The 22674-nt window shown below is 40.3% G+C and carries 18 protein-coding genes; 13 read left to right on the plus strand and 5 right to left on the minus strand.

The genetic code is table 11. The features are described from left to right. Positions 1-106 precede the first annotated feature (106 nt). From KB197_RS01315 to pepC, 10 genes are all read left to right on the plus strand, one after another. The gene (locus tag KB197_RS01315; RefSeq protein ID WP_212573548.1) at positions 107-4498 is read left to right on the plus strand and encodes a PolC-type DNA polymerase III; all 4392 of its coding nucleotides are present in this window, start codon (positions 107-109) and stop codon (positions 4496-4498) included. A gap of 87 nt (positions 4499-4585) precedes the next feature. After that, positions 4586-5107, plus strand: a complete 522-nt coding sequence (locus KB197_RS01320; RefSeq protein ID WP_212573547.1) for a DnaA ATPase domain-containing protein — start codon at positions 4586-4588, stop codon at positions 5105-5107. A gap of 51 nt (positions 5108-5158) precedes the next feature. Beyond that, on the plus strand, positions 5159-5662 hold the full coding sequence (locus tag KB197_RS01325; protein WP_049510061.1) for a DnaA ATPase domain-containing protein: 504 nt from the start codon (positions 5159-5161) through the stop codon (positions 5660-5662). Between the two features lie 15 nt (positions 5663-5677). Further along, the gene (locus KB197_RS01330; protein WP_212573546.1) at positions 5678-6628 is read left to right on the plus strand and encodes a WYL domain-containing protein; all 951 of its coding nucleotides are present in this window, start codon (positions 5678-5680) and stop codon (positions 6626-6628) included. A gap of 7 nt (positions 6629-6635) precedes the next feature. Continuing rightward, positions 6636-7964: a DUF262 domain-containing protein gene (locus KB197_RS01335; RefSeq protein WP_212573545.1), complete on the plus strand. Its 1329-nt coding sequence runs from the start codon at positions 6636-6638 to the stop codon at positions 7962-7964. After that, positions 7958-9838, plus strand: coding sequence for a GmrSD restriction endonuclease domain-containing protein (locus KB197_RS01340; protein ID WP_212573544.1), 1881 nt, complete (start codon positions 7958-7960; stop codon positions 9836-9838). The genes KB197_RS01335 and KB197_RS01340 overlap by 7 nt, the downstream gene beginning before the upstream one ends. Before the next feature lie 226 nt (positions 9839-10064). After that, positions 10065-11306: an aminopeptidase gene (locus KB197_RS01345; protein ID WP_212573543.1), complete on the plus strand. Its 1242-nt coding sequence runs from the start codon at positions 10065-10067 to the stop codon at positions 11304-11306. A gap of 9 nt (positions 11307-11315) precedes the next feature. Further along, positions 11316-11546 carry a GlsB/YeaQ/YmgE family stress response membrane protein gene (locus KB197_RS01350; RefSeq protein WP_000901574.1) on the plus strand — a complete coding sequence of 77 codons (231 nt, stop codon included), beginning with the start codon at positions 11316-11318 and terminating at the stop codon, positions 11544-11546. Positions 11547-11814: 268 nt separating this feature from the next. Further along, the gene (locus KB197_RS01355; RefSeq protein ID WP_049547113.1) at positions 11815-12537 is read left to right on the plus strand and encodes a pseudouridine synthase; all 723 of its coding nucleotides are present in this window, start codon (positions 11815-11817) and stop codon (positions 12535-12537) included. 111 nt (positions 12538-12648) lie between these two features. Next, positions 12649-13983, plus strand: coding sequence for an aminopeptidase C (pepC, locus tag KB197_RS01360; protein ID WP_064276422.1), 1335 nt, complete (start codon positions 12649-12651; stop codon positions 13981-13983). 55 nt (positions 13984-14038) lie between these two features. On the opposite strand, the gene KB197_RS01365 is transcribed toward pepC, so the two are convergent. The 5 genes from KB197_RS01365 to KB197_RS01385 form a co-directional block, all read right to left on the minus strand. After that, on the minus strand, positions 14039-14950 hold the full coding sequence (locus KB197_RS01365) for a PTS system mannose/fructose/sorbose family transporter subunit IID (RefSeq protein ID WP_000136864.1): 912 nt from the start codon (positions 14948-14950) through the stop codon (positions 14039-14041). A 23-nt stretch (positions 14951-14973) separates the two neighbouring features. Next, entirely contained in the window at positions 14974-15777 is an 804-nt protein-coding gene (locus KB197_RS01370; RefSeq protein ID WP_000022716.1) for a PTS mannose/fructose/sorbose transporter subunit IIC, read from the minus strand. Positions 15778-15802: 25 nt separating this feature from the next. Beyond that, on the minus strand, positions 15803-16792 hold the full coding sequence (locus tag KB197_RS01375) for a PTS sugar transporter subunit IIB (RefSeq protein WP_004258131.1): 990 nt from the start codon (positions 16790-16792) through the stop codon (positions 15803-15805). A 234-nt stretch (positions 16793-17026) separates the two neighbouring features. Continuing rightward, positions 17027-18046 (minus strand): alcohol dehydrogenase AdhP, encoded by a 1020-nt coding sequence (gene adhP, locus KB197_RS01380; RefSeq protein WP_064276421.1) that lies wholly within the window; start codon positions 18044-18046, stop codon positions 17027-17029. A 378-nt stretch (positions 18047-18424) separates the two neighbouring features. After that, on the minus strand, positions 18425-19237 hold the full coding sequence (locus KB197_RS01385) for a Cof-type HAD-IIB family hydrolase (protein WP_212573542.1): 813 nt from the start codon (positions 19235-19237) through the stop codon (positions 18425-18427). Positions 19238-19426: 189 nt separating this feature from the next. Between KB197_RS01385 and KB197_RS01390 the strand changes: the two genes are divergently transcribed. The 3 genes from KB197_RS01390 (at position 19427) to folP (ending at position 22673) form a co-directional block, all read left to right on the plus strand. Beyond that, positions 19427-20845 carry an NCS2 family permease gene (locus KB197_RS01390; RefSeq protein WP_212573541.1) on the plus strand — a complete coding sequence of 473 codons (1419 nt, stop codon included), beginning with the start codon at positions 19427-19429 and terminating at the stop codon, positions 20843-20845. Between the two features lie 52 nt (positions 20846-20897). Beyond that, positions 20898-21605 (plus strand): CPBP family intramembrane glutamic endopeptidase, encoded by a 708-nt coding sequence (locus KB197_RS01395; protein ID WP_212573540.1) that lies wholly within the window; start codon positions 20898-20900, stop codon positions 21603-21605. Between the two features lie 93 nt (positions 21606-21698). Continuing rightward, positions 21699-22673, plus strand: coding sequence for a dihydropteroate synthase (gene folP / locus KB197_RS01400; RefSeq protein WP_212573539.1), 975 nt, complete (start codon positions 21699-21701; stop codon positions 22671-22673). Position 22674: the final 1 nt, after the last annotated feature.

The following is a 22674-nucleotide window of genomic DNA, read 5'->3' on the forward strand; positions in this document are numbered from 1 at the left end:
GATATACATAAGAAAATTCTTTGTTGTCTTGAAGTGGCTTCCTTTTGTCTTTAGAAAACACCTCTAAGTATGGTAAAATAGTAGGAGAATAATGTGAGGAAAATGAATGTCAAATAGTTTTGAAATTTTGATGAATCAATTGGGGATGCCTGCTGAAATGAGACAGGGTCCTGCTTTAGCACAGGCTGATATTGAGCGAGTTGTGGTTCATAAAATTAGTAAGGTATGGGAGTTTCATTTCGTATTTTCTAATATTTTACCGATTGAAATCTTTTTAGAATTAAAGAAAGGTTTGAGGGAAGAATTTTCTAAGACAGGGAATAAAGCTATTTTCGAAATCAAGGCTCTGTCTCAAGAATTTTCAAATCAACTCTTGCAGTCCTACTATAGAGAGGCTTTTTCTGAGGGGCCATGTGCTAGTCAAGGTTTTAAGTCCCTTTATCAGAATTTGCGAGTTCGTGCGGAGGGCAATCAACTCTTTATTGAAGGCTCTGAGGCGATTGATAAGGAACATTTTAAGAAGAATCATCTTCCTAATTTAGCGAAACAACTTGAAAAGTTTGGTTTTCCAACTTTTACTTGTCAAGTCGAGAAGAATGATGTGCTGACCCAAGAACAGGAAGAGGCCTTTCATGCTGAAAATGAGCAGATTGTTCAAGCGGCCAATGAGGAAGCGCTCCGTGCTATGGAGCAACTGGAACAGATGGCACCTCCTCCAGCGGAAGAGAAACCAGCCTTTGATTTTCAAGCCAAAAAAGCTGCAGCTAAACCCAAGCTGGACAAGGCGGAGATTACTCCTATGATCGAAGTGACGACTGAGGAAAATCGTCTGGTCTTTGAAGGGGTTGTTTTTGATGTGGAGCAAAAAGTGACCAGAACAGGGCGCGTTTTAATCAACTTTAAAATGACCGACTACACTTCAAGTTTTTCTATGCAAAAGTGGGTCAAGAATGAGGAAGAGGCTCAGAAGTTTGATCTAATTAAGAAAAATTCTTGGCTCCGAGTGCGTGGGAATGTGGAAATGAATAACTTCACACGCGATTTGACTATGAACGTGCAGGATGTGCAGGAAGTTGTTCACTATGAGCGTAAGGATTTGATGCCAGAAGGTGAGCGTCGGGTTGAGTTTCATGCTCATACTAATATGTCGACCATGGATGCACTACCAGAGGTAGAAGAGATCGTTGCGACAGCTGCTAAGTGGGGACACAAGGCGGTTGCCATCACGGACCATGGAAATGTTCAGTCCTTCCCACACGGCTATAAGGCGGCTAAGAAAGCGGGAATCCAGCTGATCTATGGTATGGAAGCCAATATCGTGGAGGACCGTGTTCCTATCGTTTATAACGAAGTGGAGAAGGACTTGTCGGAAGCGACCTACGTGGTCTTTGACGTGGAAACGACGGGTCTATCAGCCATCTATAATGACTTGATTCAGGTTGCAGCCTCTAAGATGTACAAGGGGAATGTCATTGCTGAATTTGATGAATTTATCAATCCTGGGCATCCCTTGTCAGCTTTTACTACTGAGTTGACTGGAATTACAGATGACCATGTCAAAAATGCCAAGCCACTGGAACAAGTTTTACAGGAATTCCAAGAATTCTGCAAGGATACAGTCTTGGTTGCCCACAATGCAACCTTTGACGTAGGATTTATGAATGCCAATTATGAGCGTCATGGTCTGCCAAAGATTAGTCAGCCAGTTATTGATACGCTGGAGTTTGCTAGAAATCTCTATCCTGAGTATAAACGTCATGGTTTGGGGCCTTTGACCAAGCGTTTTGGTGTGGCCTTAGAACATCACCACATGGCCAATTACGATGCGGAAGCTACTGGTCGTCTGCTCTTTATTTTTATCAAAGAAGTAGCAGGAAAACATGGTGTGACCGATCTAGCTAGACTTAATATTGATTTGATTAGTCCAGATTCTTATAAAAAAGCTCGGATCAAGCATGCGACCATTTATGTCAAGAATCAAGTAGGGCTAAAAAATATCTTTAAGCTGGTTTCATTGTCTAATACCAAGTACTTTGAAGGAGTGCCGCGGATTCCGAGAACGGTTCTAGATGCCCATCGAGAGGGATTGGTTTTAGGATCAGCCTGTGCAGAAGGTGAAGTTTTTGATGCAGTCGTTTCCCAGGGCGTGGATGCGGCGGTTGAGGTGGCCAAGTATTATGACTTTATAGAGGTTATGCCACCTGCTATTTATGCTCCCTTGATTGCCAAGGAGCAGGTCAAGGATATGGAAGAACTCCAGACCATTATCAAGAGTTTGATAGAGGTGGGAGACCGTCTTGGTAAGCCTGTTCTGGCTACCGGAAATGTTCACTATATCGAACCGGAAGAAGAGATTTATCGTGAAATTATCGTCCGTAGTTTGGGACAGGGGGCTATGATTAACCGAACCATCGGTCATGGGGAACATGCACAACCAGCACCTCTTCCCAAGGCTCATTTTAGAACGACTAATGAGATGTTGGATGAATTTGCTTTCTTGGGAGAGGAACTGGCACGCAAACTAGTTATTGAAAATCCCAATGCCTTGGCAGAAACCTTTGAACCTGTTGAGGTTGTTAAGGGGGAATTGTATACGCCTTTCATCGACAAGGCTGAAGAAACAGTTGCTGAGTTGACCTATAAGAAAGCTTTTGAGATTTATGGAAATCCGCTGCCAGATATTGTTGATTTGCGGATTGAAAAAGAACTAACCTCTATTCTGGGGAATGGATTTGCTGTGATTTATCTAGCTTCCCAGATGTTGGTGCAACGCTCCAATGAACGGGGCTACTTGGTTGGTTCTCGTGGGTCTGTCGGATCTAGTTTCGTTGCGACCATGATTGGGATTACTGAGGTCAATCCTCTCTCTCCTCACTATGTCTGTGATCAGTGTCAGTACAGTGAGTTTATCACAGATGGTTCGTACGGTTCAGGTTTTGATATGCCCAATAAGGACTGTCCTAAATGTGGTCATAAACTCAGCAAAAACGGACAGGATATTCCTTTCGAGACCTTCCTTGGTTTTGATGGGGATAAGGTTCCTGATATTGACTTGAACTTCTCGGGAGAAGACCAGCCTAGCGCCCACTTGGATGTGCGTGATATCTTTGGTGAGGAATATGCCTTCCGTGCGGGAACAGTTGGTACGGTAGCTGCTAAGACTGCCTATGGATTTGTAAAGGGCTACGAGAGAGACTACGGGAAGTTTTATCGTGATGCAGAGGTGGAACGCCTCGCTCAAGGTGCAGCTGGTGTCAAGCGGACAACAGGACAACACCCGGGGGGAATCGTTGTTATTCCTAACTATATGGATGTTTACGACTTTACGCCTGTCCAGTATCCAGCAGATGACGTGACGGCTGAATGGCAGACCACTCACTTTAACTTCCATGATATCGATGAGAACGTCCTCAAACTTGATGTACTGGGACATGATGATCCGACCATGATTCGAAAACTCCAGGACTTGTCTGGGATTGATCCTAATGAAATTCCCATGGATGACGAAGGCGTAATGGCCCTCTTTTCTGGGACTGATGTGCTAGGAGTGACACCTGAGCAAATCGGAACGCCTACGGGCATGCTGGGGATTCCTGAGTTTGGGACCAACTTTGTCCGAGGGATGGTCGATGAAACCCATCCGACGACTTTTGCAGAATTGCTTCAGTTGTCAGGGTTGTCCCACGGTACCGACGTTTGGCTGGGCAATGCCCAAGATTTGATTAAGCAAGGGATTGCTGACCTATCAACCGTTATCGGTTGTCGAGACGACATCATGGTTTACCTCATGCATGCTGGTCTCGAACCTAAGATGGCCTTTACTATCATGGAACGGGTACGTAAGGGCTTGTGGCTCAAGATTTCTGAAGAAGAGAGAAATGGCTATATCGAAGCTATGAAGGCCAACAATGTTCCTGAGTGGTATATCGAATCTTGTGGAAAAATCAAGTACATGTTCCCTAAAGCCCATGCGGCAGCCTATGTTATGATGGCCTTGCGTGTAGCTTACTTCAAGGTTCATCATCCCATTTATTACTACTGTGCTTATTTCTCAATCCGTGCTAAGGCTTTTGATATCAAGACCATGGGGGCGGGCTTGGAGGCTATCAAGCGTAGAATGGAAGAAATCTCTGAAAAACGGAAGAACAATGAAGCCTCTAATGTGGAGATTGACCTCTATACAACTCTTGAGATTGTCAATGAAATGTGGGAACGTGGTTTCAAGTTTGGGAAGTTAGACCTCTACCGTAGTGATGCGACTGAATTCATCATTGACGGAGATACACTGATTCCACCATTTGTCGCTATGGATGGTCTGGGAGAGAACGTTGCTAAGCAGTTGGTGCGAGCGCGTGAAGAGGGAGAATTCCTCTCTAAAACAGAACTCCGCAAACGTGGTGGACTCTCATCAACCTTGGTTGAAAAGATGGATGAAATGGGGATTCTTGGAAATATGCCAGAGGATAACCAGTTGAGTTTGTTTGATGAGTTGTTTTAAAAAATTGCTTATTTTGATCAAGTGGACAAAATATGTCCACTTGATTTGTTATAATTCTCTTAAAAATAATAGAAAAGAGAGTATAATATGGTGGATCAAGGAATTTTAAATTCTAACGTGTCAATTGAAGAGCAAATTTACAATTTTGAAAAAGGCTTGAAAGATGATGGGAATGATTGGACCGGATTCCCACAAATAGACTTAAAAGAAGATTCTCAATGTATTTACATTTGCGGTATTTCAGAGACTGACAGATGGCATTTGTTTTATACGTTAACTAAAATAAAACCTGCTACTCCAATAGCATCACTTGGATATTATCGAGTGAGAGATAATTTGATTTTTTCTAAACATAGTCAATGGATAAAACTTCAAATGGAGCATACAGAGTATGACTTGATTTTTCTGGAGGGAGTTCAACTTTTGGGAGAGGCTGATCAAAGGGTACAGGAATACTGGATGCAGCAATTCAAAGAGAATAAGAAAAGAGGCAGACTCTTCATTGTATATTCAGACTGCTTACCCGAAGACTTAAAAAATATGGATGAATCCGTAGTTGAGTTCTTCGAATCTGGCATAGTGGTACAGTTGCAATCACCTAAGGGCTAGTTTATTTTACTTTAATCGTTTTGAATATAAAGTGCAAAGTTAGAGGTTAAAATGATGAACAATACAGGATTAGATAACAAATATCAATTAAAAAATTTTCTAGAAAAAGATGGTAATGATTTAGCAAAGAAAGGGGCCGTAGCTGTAGTAGAAAACTTAGGGTTACAATATAATCCCCTTTATATTTATGGGGAATCGGGTTCAGGTAAAACACATCTCCTTCAAGCTATTGGGAATAAGGTGCTTGAGAACAATCCAGAAAAACGAGTAAAATACATTTCTGCCGAAAACTTATTGGAAAATGAGCTAGAAATACAAAAAGTTAGAAGTGAGGAGTTTGATCTCCTAATTGTAGATGATATTCAGGTATTGGGAGAAAAAGATGATATGATTCAAGAAAAATTTTTTAATCTATTTAATTCTCAACATATTAAGAATAAGCAAATTGTTTTATCTGGTGATTCTGAACCAGATCAGTTGAAAAATGTTCAATCTCGTTTAATTGTGCGTTTTAAGTGGGGGATGACAGCGTGTTTAACATCGCTTGAAAAATAATAAGAAGGACTGAAAATGAATGATCAAGAGAGACTACTAACGATTTTTTTACGTTTACAGTTAGGTACTTCATTTGAAAAAAAGCAATTGGCTCAGGAATTTGAGGTTAGTGAAAAGACTATACAGAGAGATTTTTCGCTACTCCGTGATATTTTATCTAGTAACACCAGTTATAGTGGAGATTTTCTTTATAACCGTAAGACGAATAAGTATTGTTTAGCAAGTAAGTCAGTTTTTAATAAAAAGGATATTCTCGTTATTTCAAAGATTTTATTGGAAAATCGAGCACTGAACAGACCAGAAATTGATAGCTTACTAAAAAATTTGCTGGTTTTAGTTCCTCGTGATGACCAAAAAGAAATTGAGCAGATTATTGGCAGTGAAAAGCTGAACTATGCTCCCTTAACGTATCAACAAAATAGAATAGAGAAAATTTGGAATTTATCAGAAGCTATTTTGCATGAACAGGTTCTAGATATTATCTATCAAAAACCTTATTCTGAATCTTCTAAGAGGCAGACTGTTTTGCCAGTCTCTCTTTACTATGATAATCATTATTTCTATCTGGTTGTTTACCAGTTGAAACATGCTACTTATATTACTTTAAGAGTAGACCGTATCCAGTCCTGGTCTTTTAGTGGTATAGAGAAACCTTCTATTTCTTATCGAGATAAATTTAGAGATGGTGATATTCGTAACGAGAGAGTGGATGCTTTTATCGGGAAGAAAATCAGTATTGAAATCGAGTACTTGTACGATCCGACGATTGTGATGGATCAATTTCCAAATGCAAAAATAGTTGGGAAAAATGGCGATTGGACTCATTTTCAGTTTGAAAGTCAGCATACACCGGGGCTTAAACGCTGGTTGCTGGGGCAAGGAGAAGCGGTTACTGTTTTGTCTCCTCGGATTTTAGTAGAGGATATGAAGCAAACAGTTCAAGAAATGATAGATAAATATAGATGAGGGTAAAATGACTATTCAATTTACTTCTAAAAAGGTTGGAGAACTATTGAAAGAAGGGAATTTGCGAATTCCTTCTTATCAAAGACCATATAAATGGAACAGAAAACATATCCGTAATCTTTTTTATGATTTACGAGATGCTATGGGGAAAAAGGAATATCAGATTGGTTCCGTTATCTTGCATGAAAATGATGAAAATGATGGAAATGATAGATACTTAGATATTGTCGATGGACAGCAACGGCTAATTTCTATTTCCTTGTTTCTTCATTTATTAGATGATTTAGAGAATTATAAGGGTGCTAATCAACTGCTGAGTGCTGAATTTGGAGAGCTATCTTGCTATCATGCGAGTGAAAATTATAACGAGTGGGAAAATTTGACTCAATTGGTTAGCGAAAATGAGGCAAAAGATATTTGCAACTTTTTATTAGAGAATTGTGCTGTCTCTGTGATTATTATGCCCAAAAAACGATTATCAGAGGCTTTTCAGCTATTTGATTCTCAGAATAATCGTGGAAAACCTTTAGAACCTCATGATTTGCTCAAAGCCTATCATCTCCGCAAGGAAGATTCAGAAGATGAAAAGATTGTTGAAAAGTGGGAGCAATTTGTAGAAGATAAAGATTTAAGTCTCAAAGAGTTGTTTGATAAACATCTTTTCCGTATGAGACGTTGGTCTCGAGGAGATACAGGATTGACAAACAAGCGTTATGGATCTTATCTCCGTTTTACAGAGGATTTTATTGACGATTTTAAAGGCGTTGATTTGAATCAGAACTTTCCATACTTAGAATTGTATCGTCATATTGAAAATCTCCCCATGTCCATTACTATGCTAATCATTGATGGAAGTAAATTTTTTGAGTATATTGAATCTGCTCATGAAACTGTTAAAAATTATAAAGATTTTTTAAATGAACAGTTAGGAATATCTAATGAGTTAGAGGAGGAAGGACAAAATTTAGCTTACCCAGAAGGTATGTTAAACATTTACAATAGCTCAAAAGGACGCTATCTTAAATGTCACAATATATTCCTAAATATTTGCTCGCTTTTCGCAGATAGATTTGGAAAAGAGGAGCTATCAAAGGAGATAGTAGAGACCTTGTTTATTTGGTCTTACTACCCTAGAGTTAAATCTAAAGCCATATATGATGCGACAGTTGGGAACTATGCTGCTGGTGGAAGGTTTAGACAAAAAGAGGTCCAAAAGCTATTTCAACTTTTATCTCATGCTGTCACTCCGAATGATTTTATGGTCAAAATAGATAGAGAGCTATTTGAAAATTATACTGTGGACAAGATTATAGAAGAGGAAAAAGATAAATGGTAGAAACACATATAAGCTTATCAGTTAATCGTTTGTTAAATGAAGATACCTATGCTATCCCTCTTTATCAGAGAAATTTTGCTTGGACTTATGATGAAATTGAGCAGTTATTGAACGACGTAGCAGATGCTGTTCAAGAAAATAGAGACAATTACTATATTGGAACATTAGTCGTTAATAAAGAGAATGACATTTTCAAAATCATAGATGGGCAACAACGAACAACAGCCCTTAATTTGATTGCCTTAGCTTTGAAGCATGAGTTTGGTTTTGATAGATTGAAAGCTGTCAATCTTACCTTTCCAGCTAGGAAGAAATCAAATAAGAATATTCAAGATTTATTTTCCAAGAAAAAAATTTTAGAGGGCGATGAAAATGAGCTGACTAGAGGTTACGGACATGCTAGAGACGCATTGAAAAAAGTGTTAGAAGAGCGCCAATTGAATCCTCAGTCTTTCGTTGGTTATCTTTTTGAAAAGGTCATCATTTTTCGGAGTATACTTCCTGAGGATTTAGATTTGAATCTTTATTTCGAACGTTTCAATTCTCGAGGAGAACAACTAGAGGCTCATGAAATCCTTAAGGCACAAATGATGTCTAAATTTGGTGAAGATCAAGAAATGGCGCAAAAGTTTGCAAGAATTTGGGATGCCTGTGCAGAGTTTGATAAGCCGGTAGCAAGTCAGTTTAAGATGCGACGGAAGAGAGCAGATGACTTTCAAGAACGTGAACGTATTTTTGGATGGCATTTTACAAATTATTCATTTCATAATATTTATAATGATATTGATTTTCATCAAAATGAAAGAAGAAAGTTATCAGATATATTAGGAAAAAAGATAAATGAAAAAAATATAGAAGTAGAAAAAGATTTTGGCGATTATACTACAATCATTGATTTTCCAACATTCTTACTCCATGTATTGGCAATTGCGGAAGGTAAGAAAACTGATGAGATTCAACTAGATGATAAGAAACTCTTAGCACTATTTGATATAAAAAATAAAGATAAAACTTGGGTTATTGAATTTAGTGAATTTCTTCTTAGAATAAAACACATTTTCGATAATTACATCGTTAGAAATTCGAATATGGACTCTTCAAGTAGAAATAAGGATGAATGGTTTTTACAGAAGGGGACTTATTATGAATATCAACCAAATGGAAAATCTAAAGAGCATTATATAGTCGAAGAACGTTTTACTAATAATACGTTTTCGGATTCGGAAATTAACCAAAACATCATTCTTCTCCAATCCATGTTTGCTGTGACCTTTACAGCCAATCGTGATAGTCGTTGGTTATATGAAATCTTGCAATTCCTGTTTAACCATATTGAAGAGTTAAATCAAACAGAATTTGCTAGTCTCTTTAAGAATTTTCTTGAAAAAATGGCAGTGAGATATGCTGAGGAAAGATTGTTTACCGAAGATCAAAGTATCAAAAAATATGGTGCAATTCCTGTTTATGCTTTTAACTTTGTGGATTATGTTTTGTGGAAAAATCGTGCCGAATTAGAGAAAGAGTACAAGGATATTAATTTTGATCATTTCAAATTTGCTTATCGTCGCTCCATAGAGCATTGGTATCCTCAGAATCCAAATGGACATGATGGAGAGAGCCAATTACCTGCGGAGTTTTTACATTCCTTTGGCAACCTTTGTATTACTACCGATATTCAGAACTCCAGGTTTGGCAACTCCTATCCTGAAGCTAAATTAGTGCAATGGGAAAGAGAAGGGATATTCCATCGTCAGAGTTTAAAATTACAGATGATGGCAAAGATAACTTCTAAAAAAAATAGATGGGATATTGGTGAGATTCAATCTATAGAAAAAGAAGTGGAAAGATATGTACAAAATTTTTGTAATAGCTAATTAAAACAAGCTTCAGTAAGCTTGTTTTTTAAAATACCAATATATGTGATATACTAGTAAGGGAAGGATTTTGTAAAAGACAAACCAGCTCAAAAGTTTTTGACTATCAGCTAGAACTTGCTGACCAGACAATTCTTCTATCAACAGCACTCTTGTCAGGTGCCATTGCTTTAGCAGGATTATTCTCTGCTTTGAAAGAAAAATAAAAATAGAAAAGAGAAACAACATGGTTTTACCAAATTTTAAAGAAAATCTAGAAAAATATGCGAAATTGTTGGTTGCAAATGGAATCAACGTGCAACCTGGTCACACTTTGGCTCTCTCTATCGATGTGGAGCAACGTGAGTTGGCTCACTTAATCGTCAAAGAAGCTTATGCTTTGGGTGCACATGAGGTGATCGTTCAGTGGACAGATGATGTCATCAACCGTGAGAAATTTCTCCATGCGCCGATGGAGCGTCTGGACAATGTGCCAGAATACAAGATTGCTGAGATGAACTATCTCTTGGAGAACAAGGCTAGCCGTCTCGGAGTTCGTTCATCTGATCCAGGTGCTTTGAACGGTGTGGATGCTGACAAGCTTTCAGCTTCTGCTAAAGCTATGGGACTTGCCATGAAGCCAATGCGAATCGCAACTCAATCTAACAAGGTTAGCTGGACGGTAGCAGCCGCTGCTGGACTTGAGTGGGCTAAGAAAGTCTTTCCAAATGCTGCGAACGATGAAGAAGCAGTCGATCTCCTTTGGGACCAAATCTTCAAAACTTACCGTGTCTATGAAGAAGATCCTGTTAAGGCTTGGGAAGAGCATGCAGCTATCCTCAAGAGCAAGGCCGATATGCTTAATAAAGAGCAATTTTCAGCCCTTCACTACACAGCGCCAGGAACAGATTTGACACTTGGTTTGCCGAAAAACCATGTTTGGGAATCAGCTGGTGCTATCAATGCACAGGGCGAAGGATTCTTGCCAAATATGCCGACAGAAGAAGTCTTCACAGCACCTGACTTCCGTCGTGCAGATGGTTATGTCACTTCTACAAAACCGCTTAGTTATAACGGAAACATTATTGAAGGTATTAAGGTGACCTTTAAGGATGGACAAATCGTTGATATCACTGCTGAGAAGGGTGATCAGGTCATGAAAGACCTTGTCTTTGAAAATGCGGGTGCGCGTGCCTTGGGTGAATGTGCCTTGGTACCAGATCCAAGCCCAATTTCTCAGTCAGGCATTACCTTCTTTAATACCCTTTTCGATGAGAATGCATCAAATCATTTGGCTATCGGTGCAGCCTATGCGACTAGTGTTGTTGGTGGAGCGGAGATGAGCGAAGAGGAGCTTGCAGCTGCGGGGCTTAACCGTTCAGATGTTCACGTAGACTTTATGATTGGTTCTAACCAAATGGATATCGATGGTATCCGTGAGGATGGGACACGTGTACCACTCTTCCGTAACGGAGATTGGGCAAATTAAGGAGATAATATGTTAGGAAGTATGTTCGTTGGTCTCCTAGTGGGATTTTTAGCAGGTACTCTGACCAATCGTGGAGAGCGAATGGGATGTTTTGGAAAAATGTTTCTAGGCTGGATTGGTGCCTTTATAGGGAACTTGCTTTTTGGGACTTGGGGGCCGATAATAGCAGGAACTGCCATTATTCCGGCAGTACTAGGTTCCATGATTGTCTTAGCGATTTTCTGGAGACGAGGAAGTTAATTTCTTAAATCTGATACTCAATGAAAATCAAAGAGCAAACTAGGAAACTAGCCGCAGGTTGCTCAAAGCACTGCTTTGAGGTTGTAGATAGAACTGACGAAGTCAGCTCAAAACACTGTTTTGAGGTTGCAGATAGAACTGACGAAGTCAGTAACATATATACGGCAAGGTGACGTTGACGCGGTTTGAAGAGATTTTTGAAGAGTATGAAACGAAAAGGAGGTTGGTCATTGTACCAGCCTCCTTTTGAGTATGATATAATAGTTCTATGAGATTAGATAAATTTTTAGTTGCCTGTGCTGTGGGGAGTCGGACTGAGGTCAAAAACTTGCTCAAGTCTGGGCGCGTGATGGTAAATGGTAAAAAAGAAAAGTCAGCGAAACTGCAGATTGATGAAGAAAGAGATGAGATTCGCTTTGACGGGCAAGTGTTGGAGTATGAAGAGTTTGTCTACTACATGATGAACAAGCCCAAAGGAGTTATCTCAGCGACTGAGGATCCTAAGCACAGAACGGTTCTGGACTTGCTGGATGATATTGCTCGGAGCAAGGAAGTTTTTCCAGTAGGACGCTTGGATATTGACACGCATGGTCTTTTGCTCTTGACCAATGATGGCCAGCTGGCTCATGCTCTTCTTTCACCCAAGCGTCATGTTGACAAGACTTATCAGGCACAGGTCAAGGGAATTATGACCCAAGAAGACGTAGAGACATTTGCCAAGGGCATTCCGCTCAAAGACTTTACCTGTCAGCCCGCTAGACTGGAGATTCTTTACACAGATGCAGAAAAGAATCAGAGCCAAATCTGTGTGACTATTGCAGAAGGGAAGTTTCATCAGGTCAAGCGTATGGTAGCCTACTGTGGCAAGGAAGTAGTAGACCTACAGCGTTTGGCTATGGGAACTCTGATTTTAGATGAGAACTTACAAAGAGGAGAATGGCGTCGCTTGACCGAGGAGGAATTAGAAGCTCTCCTTGCAAGTATTGCTTAGTTTGGTTTATATTAGAAAAAGGTGAGGAAGAATGTCCTTGCCTTTTATGTTTTTCAGTTGCTTCCTTTGTGAAAAGAGTTATAATAGACTGTAGAATAAAAGGAGGAATCTATGGACGCGATTCAAGAATCATTTACTGATAAACTATTTGCCAATTATGAAGCAAATGTAAAATACCAAGCGATTGAAAATGCTGCCAGCCACAACGGAATTTTTGCAGCTCTAGAACGTCGCCAAAGCCATGTAGATAACACACCTGTTTTCTCATTGGATTTGACCAAGGACAAGGTAACCAACCAGAAAGCATCTGGTCGTTGCTGGATGTTTGCAGCTCTTAACACCTTCCGCCACAAACTCATCTCACAATACAAACTAGAAAATTTTGAGTTATCACAGGCCCACACCTTCTTCTGGGACAAGTATGAGAAATCAAACTGGTTCTTGGAGCAAGTGATTGCGACTGCAGACCAAGACTTGACGAGTCGTAAGGTTAGCTTCCTACTCCAAACTCCACAACAAGATGGTGGACAATGGGATATGGTGGTGTCTCTCTTTGAGAAATACGGTGTCGTGCCTAAGTCAGTTTACCCTGAGTCAGTTTCATCTAGTAGCAGCCGTGAGCTAAATGCAATCCTTAACAAATTGCTTCGCCAAGATGCTCAAATCTTGCGTGACTTGCTTGCTTCTGGCGCAGACCAAGCGACTGTTCAAGCTAAGAAAGAAGACCTCTTGCAAGAAATCTTTAACTTCCTTGCTATGTCATTGGGTCTTCCACCACGTAAATTTGACTTTGCTTATCGCGATAAGGATAACAACTACCAAAGCGAAAAGGGCATTACACCACAGGAATTTTACAAGAAATATGTCAATCTTCCTCTAGAAGATTACGTTTCTGTTATCAACGCCCCAACTGCTGACAAGCCTTACGGCAAATCTTACACAGTTGAGATGTTAGGAAATGTAGTTGGTAGCCGTGCAGTTCGCTACATCAACGTGCCGATGGAGCGCTTAAAAGAATTGGCGATTGCTCAAATGCAAGCAGGTGAGACTGTTTGGTTTGGTTCTGATGTTGGTCAGCTCAGCAACCGTAAAGCTGGAATCCTTGCGACAGATGTTTATGACTTTGAATCAAGCATGGATATTCAATTCACTCAAGACAAGGCTGGACGTTTGGACTACAGCGAAAGCTTGATGACCCACGCTATGGTCTTGACGGGTGTGGATTTGGACGAAAATGGCAAGTCAACCAAGTGGAAGGTTGAAAACTCTTGGGGAGATAAGGTTGGTACAGATGGTTACTTTGTTGCTTCAGATGCTTGGATGGACGAATATACATACCAAATCGTTGTTCGCAAAGAATTGCTGACAGCAGAAGAACAAGCTGCCTATGAAGCAGAACCAATCGTACTTGCACCATGGGATCCAATGGGAGCCTTGGCTGAATAAAAGTATAGAAAAAAGGAATCAGATTTTAGAACCTGATTCCTTTTAAGTTGCTTGATTACATGATGTGAAGAACATGTGCCACAATACCCACTGCGAAGAGTGCAAGGATAATAGTGATTGGAGATACTTTTTTCTTAAGCAAGTACATGCAAAGGAGAGTAAGGAGTAGTCCTGATAGTCCAGGGATTAACATATCCAAGTTTTGTTGGAAAGTAGTAACTTTTTCAGGTGTTTGAGACAATCCTTGTCCTACTTGTGCGAATGCTTCTTGAATACCTTTAGATCCTTCTGGCAATTTATCCCAATGGATATAAGCCTTCTCATCTAGTTGAACTTTGGCAACATCGAAAGCAAATTTAATATTTACCCAACGTTGAACAAGGACAGCAAGAATGAACATACCAAGGATAGAAGCTCCTTTAGTGATGTCTTGAAGGATACCGCCAGACATATCTTTAGTGATTTCTGATCCAGCCTTGTATCCAATCTCTTGTGTATACCACAAGAATGACATACGAATCAAGTTCCAAAGAACGAAGAAGAGGATTGGACCTAAGATATTACCAGTAAGGGCAAGTGAAGCACCGAGTGATCCAAGGATTGGGCGTACTGTAAACCAGAATACTGGGTCACCGATACCAGCAAGAGGTCCCATCATACCGATTTTAACCCCTTGGATAGCAGCGTCATCAATTTCAACACCGTTAGCACGTTCTTCTTCAAGTGCAAGAGTAACCCCCATGATTGGAGCGGCTACGTATGGGTGAGTGTTGAAGAACTCAAGATGGCGTTCAAGAGCAGCGATTTGATCTTCTTTTTTAGTGTAGAGTTTTTTAAGAGCTGGAATTAATGAGTAAGCCCAACCCAAGTTTTGCATACGTTCATAGTTCCAAGAACCTTGTAAGAAAGTTGAACGCCACCAAACTTTTTTACGATCTGATTTAGTTAATTGAAGTTTTTCAGTCATGATGTTTTCAGTCCTTTCTTATCTTAGTAGTCTTCTAGGATATCGCCGATTGGGTCGTTAGAAGTTGCGGCTCCACCGCCACCGTTTCCACCAGTTTTAGAAAGGTGAAGGTAGATAAGAGCGATAGCAACACCGATAGCACCAAATCCGATTAGAGTAATATCTGACACGGCAGCAAGCACGAAACCGATAGCGAAGAATGGCCATACTTCACGAGTTGCCATCATGTTGATAACCATAGCGTAACCAACGGCAACAACCATACCACCACCGATAGCCATACCATCTTTAAGCCAATCAGGCATAGCATTTAGAATGCTTTGTACTGTTTCAGTTGGTACCATTAGAAGGAGTGCTGCAGGGACTGCAATACGAAGACCTTGAAGAAGAAGTGCGACAAAGTGAGCACGTTCAACTGCTTTGAAGTCACCTTTTTTAGCAGAAGCATCAGCAGTGTGAACCAATCCGACAGAGAGTGTACGGACAATCATAGTCAAGAATAGACCAGCAACTGCAAGAGGGATAGCAACCGCTTGGGCAACACCGATACCTGTCTTAGTAAAGTCGCCACCAAGAACCATGATAATGGCAGCAGCAACAGAAGCAAGAGCAGCGTCAGGAGCTACGGCAGCTCCGATGTTAGCCCAACCAAGGGCGATCATTTGAAGAGAACCACCAAGGATGATCCCTGCTTCAAGGTTACCAGTAACAAGACCGATAAGGGTACAAGCTACGATTGGTTGATGGAATTGGAACTGGTCGAGGATACCTTCAAGACCTGCTAGGAAGGCTACAACGACTACTAAAACCATAGAAATAATAGACATCTTTAAAATCCTTTCATAAAATCGATTATTGCACGTTTGCTTTGTTGATCAAGTCAAACAAATCTTTTTTGGTGTCGTTTGGTACTTTACGTACATCAAATTCAACACCAAGGTCACGCATTTTTTCAAATGTAGCAACGTCTTCTTTATCCATAGACAAAACGTTGTTAACCATTGTTTTACCAGTTGAGTGAGCCATTGATCCAACATTAAGAGTTTTGATTGGCACGCCACCTTCGATAGCACGAAGGGCATCTTGAGGTGTTTCAAACAAGATAAGGGCATGTGTTCCTCCGAAGCGAGGATCTTTTGCAACGTCGATTAGTTTTTGGATAGGAACAACATTTGCTTTCACTTTACCTGGAGCTGCTTGTTTAATCAATTCTTTACGTAATTCGTCTTTAGCTACGTTATCTGAAGCAACGATGATACGATCTGCTTTTGAATCTGGAGTCCAAGCAGTTGCAACTTGACCGTGAAGTAAACGAGTGTCTAGACGGGCAAGGTTGATTTTGAGTTTACCGTCTCCGATGACAGTTCCTTCTGGAATAGCAGCTTGGGCAACTGGAGCAGCTGCAGCGCTTGCTACTTCCTCAACTGGGTTTAGCTCTTCTGGAAGAGCTTTGATGCCATCTTTGGCTTCTTTAATGATATTAGCAGCGACTTTTTCTACACCTGCAGCAGCGTCCATAAGGCGCTCTGTGTAGGCTTGAATTAACATCGGTAAGTTCAGTCCTGTGATGATGGCAAACTTACGCTCAGGATTTTCTCCCATCACGCGGCTAGCTTGGTTAAATGGAGATCCACTCCAAAGGTCAGCCAGAACTAGAACCTCATCTTCTGCGTCAAATGCAGCAACAGCGTTATTAAACTTAGCGTATAGATCGTCAGGACCTTCATTTGGCATAAAGGTTACAACTTGAACCTTTTCTTGTTCACCAAAGATCATAGATCCTGACTGATGAATACCCGCAGCAAATTCGCCGTGGCTCGCAATAATGATTCCGATACTCATTATTGTCATTCCTCCTTTTTTGTTTTAGTTTTCGTTTAAGAAAACTTTAAGACTGTTTAAGTATAAACCGTTTTCATCTAAAAATCAACTATTTATCATAAAATAATTAAAAAGATTACATCTGAAAATATTGATATATTGAGTTTTAGAGAAGTTTTTTTGAATCCTTATTAAAAAATTTAATATAAAAAAGTTGGAAGCGCATTCCAACTTTTAAAATAGGTTTTTATTAGATTAGTGGGTGAAATCGAGTACCATACGTCCTTGGATTTGACCTTTTTCCATTTCGTCGAAAATGGCTACGGCATCTTCTATTGGACGTTTTTGAACAACTGGAACTACTAAACCTTCTGCACCGAATTGGAAGGCTTCTTCCAAGTCTTTACGAGTTCCTACAAGAGAACCGATGACTTGGATTCCATCTAAAACTGTTTTCACGATGCTGAGTTCCATCATTTCAGAAGGAAGACCAACAGCGACTACGCGACCACCGGCACGAACTGAGTCAACAGCCTGATTGAAGGCAACTTTAGATACAGCAGTTACGACAGCTGAATGAGCTCCTCCATCAGTTTTTTTCTTGATGAGTCCTGGTACATCATCAACTTCTAGGCCGTTAATAACGACATCAGCACCTACTTCTTTTGCAAGGGCAAGTTTGTCATTATTGATATCAACTGCGATGACATGAGCATTGAATACTTTTTTAGCATATTGAACAGCTAGGTTACCAAGTCCACCAGCACCGTAAAGGACAACCCATTGACCTGGTTCAACTTTTGCTTCTTTTATAGCTTTATAGGTTGTTACACCAGCACATGTGATAGAAGAAGCTTGGGCTGGATCAAGTCCGTCAGGAACTTTAACAGCATAGTCTGCAGTTACGATACATTGTTCAGCCATACCACCGTCTACTGAGTAGCCGGCATTTTTCACTGTACGGCAAAGAGTTTCACGGCCAGTAGTACAGTATTCGCAAGTTCCACATCCTTCAAAGAACCAAGCAACGCTGACGCGGTCGCCGACTTTAAGGCTTTTCACATCTGGGGCAATTTCTTTAACGATACCAACACCTTCATGTCCTAGAACACGGCCTGGTACTTGACCAAAGTCACCATGGGCAACGTGGAGGTCAGTGTGGCAAACACCGCAGTATTCAATTTCTACAAGTGCTTCCCCAGTTTCAAGTGGACGGAGTACTTTTTCTTCAACAGCAACACCAGTGCTTTCTGGATTTACAACAACAGCTTTCATAGCTATCCTCCTTGATATTAACTGAGAGCAGGAGAAACAGGACTGGATTGATTTTGTGTCAACAGAGTCGAGTGTGACGAGCTCTCTTGTATTTATATGTGAAGTATATCACAAAAGAAAGCCTTTTCCAAGGTTTTGAAGGCAAAAAGTAGAACAATCGATTAACTGGTTGATGAGACTGTGAAAAGAACACAAAGACCAGCTCGCAAGCTGGTCATACTCTTCGAAAATCAAATTCAAACCACGTCAGCTTCGCCTTGCCGTATATATATGTTACTGACTTCGTCAGTTTCATCTACAACCTCCAAGCAGTGCTTTGAGCAACCTACGGCTAGCTTCCTAGTTTGCTCTTTGATTTTCATTGAGTATCAGTATGGACTATAAGAATAAGTCTTGCAGGGTTTTGGCAACCCCGTCTTGGTCATTTGTCAAGGAAATTTGCTCATCTGCATAGGGGAGTAGCTCTGGGTTGGCATTTTTCATGGCATAACCTTTCCCAGCAAAAGCAAGCATTTCGGTATCATTGTGTTCATCTCCAAAAGCAATCAAATCCTTTTTGTCACGATTCATTACCTTGAGCAAGTAGTCTAAGGCGAAGGCCTTATTGACACCTTTTGGGGTACACTCAAGGATATTGAGCGGACCACCCCAAGTATTAATAGAAAGTTGATGCTGGTAGAAGGCGTTCATTTCTTTTGCAAGGGCATACTTGTCACTGGCTCTGGTCTGCAGCAGAATACAGTTAGGATCTTTGGTGACTAACTCAGGCTGGAATTGATCTTCGGGTTGGAATGCCTCCACACCAAATAGTTTGGGATTGGCAATTTTTTCATTAGGATTTGTAATGTAGAATTTTTTACGATATTCTCCAGCGATAAAATCGGCTTGAATCTCCTCTGAACGTTGAACCATATCTAAAAGATATTTTTTGTCTACGGTCAAACACTTTTCAAAGTCCCAAACCTGGTCTGGTAAATGAGTGAGGGAGCCGTTGAAGTTAATCATAGGCGTGTCTAAGCCCAGTTCACGGTAAAAATCTTTTGACATACGGTAAGGGCGACCTGTCGTAATAATAACCTGATGGCCTTTTTCAACAACTTTTTTAATAGTTTCTTTGGTAAAGTCAGAAATTTGACTGTCTGAGTTGAGCAAGGTTCCATCTAGGTCAACTGCAATAATTTTTTTTGTCATATGGACCTTTCTAGTGTCTTTTCAGATAAGATGTCTACTATTATAACAAAAAGCAGGCAGAAAAACAGATTCCAAACAAAAAATAAAATTCCATCAAATTCTTAAATAAATCAAACAAAGATATTGAAAAAGTGAATGATAAATGATATAATTCTATTATTGTTCGTAAAAATTAGAAGGAGATTGATAATGGACAAATTATTTAAACTAAAAGAGAATGGTACAGACGTTCGTACAGAGGTTCTCGCTGGTTTAACAACTTTCTTTGCAATGAGCTATATTCTCTTTGTAAACCCACAAATGCTTTCACAAACAGGGATGCCTGCTCAGGGTGTATTCCTCGCGACGATTATTGGTGCAGTAGCGGGTACCTTGATGATGGCTTTTTACGCTAACTTACCTTATGCCCAAGCACCAGGTATGGGACTGAATGCCTTCTTTACCTTTACAGTTGTATTCGGGCTTGGTTATTCATGGCAACAAGCCCTAGCTATGGTCTTCATCTGTGGGATTATTTCATTGATTATTACCTTGACAAACGTTCGTAAAATGATCATTGAATCGATTCCAAATACCCTTCGCTCAGCTATTTCAGCCGGTATCGGTGTCTTCCTTGCCTATGTAGGGATTAAGAATGCTGGACTTTTGAAATTTACGATTGATCCAGGTAACTATACTGTTGTAGGAGAAGGGGCTGACAAAGCTAAAGCAACGATTGCAGCGAACTCTTCAGCGGTTCCAGGATTAGTTGACTTTAATAATCCAGCTGTTTTGGTGGCTCTTGCAGGACTTGCTATCACAATCTTCTTTGTTATCAAAGGAATTAAAGGGGGAATTATCCTCTCTATCTTGACAACAACTGTTCTTGCTATCGCAGTTGGTTTGGTAGATTTGTCTAGTATCGATTTTGCTAATAACCATGTTGGTGCAGCCTTTGAAGATTTGAAGGTAGTTTTTGGTGCAGCTCTTGGTTCAGAAGGTTTGGGAGCTTTGATTTCAGATACAGCTCGCTTGCCTGAAACTCTGATGGCCATTCTAGCCTTCTCATTGACAGATATTTTTGACACGATTGGTACCTTGATCGGTACAGGTGAAAAAGTTGGTATCGTAGCGACAAATGGTGAAAATCACCAATCAGCTAAGTTGGATAAGGCTCTTTACTCTGACTTGATTGGTACTTCAATTGGTGCCATCGCTGGTACTTCGAACGTAACGACTTATGTTGAGTCTGCTGCTGGTATCGGTGCAGGTGGACGTACTGGTTTGACAGCCTTGGTTGTAGCTATCTGTTTTGCAATTTCAAGCTTCTTTAGTCCACTTCTAGCGATTGTACCAACAGCCGCTACAGCTCCAATCTTGATTATCGTTGGGATTATGATGTTGGCTAGCTTGAAAAATATCCATTGGGACGATATGTCTGAAGCGGTTCCTGCTTTCTTCACATCTATCTTTATGGGATTCAGCTACTCTATCACTCAAGGGATTGCAGTTGGTTTCTTGACTTACACTTTGACTAAGCTTGTCAAAGGTCAAGCTAAAGATGTTCATGTCATGATTTGGATTTTGGATGCCTTGTTTATCCTTAACTACATCAGCATGGCCTTATAATAGGATAACCCAGGGGGATTTTCCCCCTTTTTGAATACAAAGGAGATAGGTGATGAAAGAGAAAAATATGTGGAAAGAATTATTGAATCGTGCAGGTTGGCTGTTAATCTTTTTTCTGGCGACAATTTTATATCAGATTCCTATAGGGGTTACTGCTATTTTAACTTTAAATGCAGTACCACTGTTGCAGTCAGGACTGATAGTTGCTGGTATTTCGATTGTGATTCTGGTGCTGTTTATTATTGGAGCTCGTAAAACGCAGTTAGCAAGTTTCAATTTTTCATTTTTTAGAGCTAAGGATTTGGCACGATTGGGCTTGAGTTATTTAGTCATTATCTGTTCAAATATACTTGGTTCTATCTTGTTACAACTGTCAAATGAGACGACAACAAGTAACCAGTCTCAGATTAACGATATGGTTCAGAATAGTTCTCTGATTTCCAGTTTCTTCTTATTGGCCTTGCTTGCTCCGATTTGTGAGGAAATCTTGTGTCGGGGAATTGTTCCTAAAAAGATTTTCCGAGGCAAGGAGAACTTGGGATTTGTAGTCGGTACGATTGTGTTTGCTTTATTGCATCAACCAAGTAATTTACCTTCTTTATTGATTTATGGAGTTATGTCGATCGTTCTATCTTGGACGGCTTACAAGACCCAACGTTTGGAAATGTCTATCTTACTTCACATGATTGTTAATGGAGTTTTTTTCTGTTTGTTGGCTCTTGTGGTGATCATGAGTCGGACATTAGGGATTTCTGTTTAAGATTTTTGACAATTGCTTACTTGTTTCTACTGGGAAAAAGATGAATTCAATCGTGTCCATCTTTTTCTTTTTATGGTAAAATAGAGAAATAATATGGTGAAAAGCCTTGAGGGAGTGACCGATATGTCAACTAAAGCAAATCATGCAAAGACAGCTATTTGTGGAATTATCAATGTAACCCCAGATTCCTTTTCGGATGGTGGCCAATTTTTTGCTCTTGAGCAGGCACTCCAGCAGGCTCGTAAATTGATAGCAGAAGGGGCTAGTATGCTAGATATCGGCGGAGAATCGACTCGGCCGGGAAGCAGCTATGTTGAGATAGAAGAGGAAATCCAGCGTGTTGTTCCAGTGATCAAAGCGATTCGCAAGGAAAGTGATGTCCTTATCTCTATTGATACTTGGAAGAGTCAGGTAGCAGAAGCTGCTTTGGCTGCTGGTGCCAATATAGTCAATGATATCACTGGTCTTATGGGTGATGAGAAAATGGCGGATGTGGTTGCTAAGGCTGGTGCGAAAGTAGTCATTATGTTTAATCCAGTCATGGCGCGACCTCAGCATCCTAGCTCGCTCATATTTCCTCATTTTGGATTTAATCAAGCTTTTACAGAGGAAGAGTTAGCTGACTTCGAAAAATTGCCAATCGAAGACTTGATGGAGGCTTTCTTTGACAGAGCCTTAGCGAGAGCGAATCAAGCTGGAATCGCACAAGAAAATATCCTGTTGGATCCAGGAATTGGCTTTGGTCTGACCAAGAAAGAAAATCTGCTTCTTTTACGGGATCTGGATAAACTACATCAGAAAGGATATCCAATCTTTCTCGGAGTGTCGCGCAAGCGGTTTGTCATCAATATTCTTGAAGAAAATGGTTTTGAAGTCAATCATGAGACAGAACTTGGTTTCCGCAATCGAGATACGGCTTCGGCTCATGTAACCAGTATCGCTGCGAGACAGGGTGTGGAAGTGGTGCGCGTGCATGATGTAGTTAGTCACAGGATGGCAGTTGAAATTGCCTCCGCTATTCGTCTGGCTGATGAAGCGGAAAATCTAGATTTAAAACAATATAAATAAG

It is taken from the genome of Streptococcus sp. 11-4097 (genome assembly GCF_018215285.2).
Taxonomy (GTDB): Bacteria; Bacillota; Bacilli; order Lactobacillales; family Streptococcaceae; genus Streptococcus.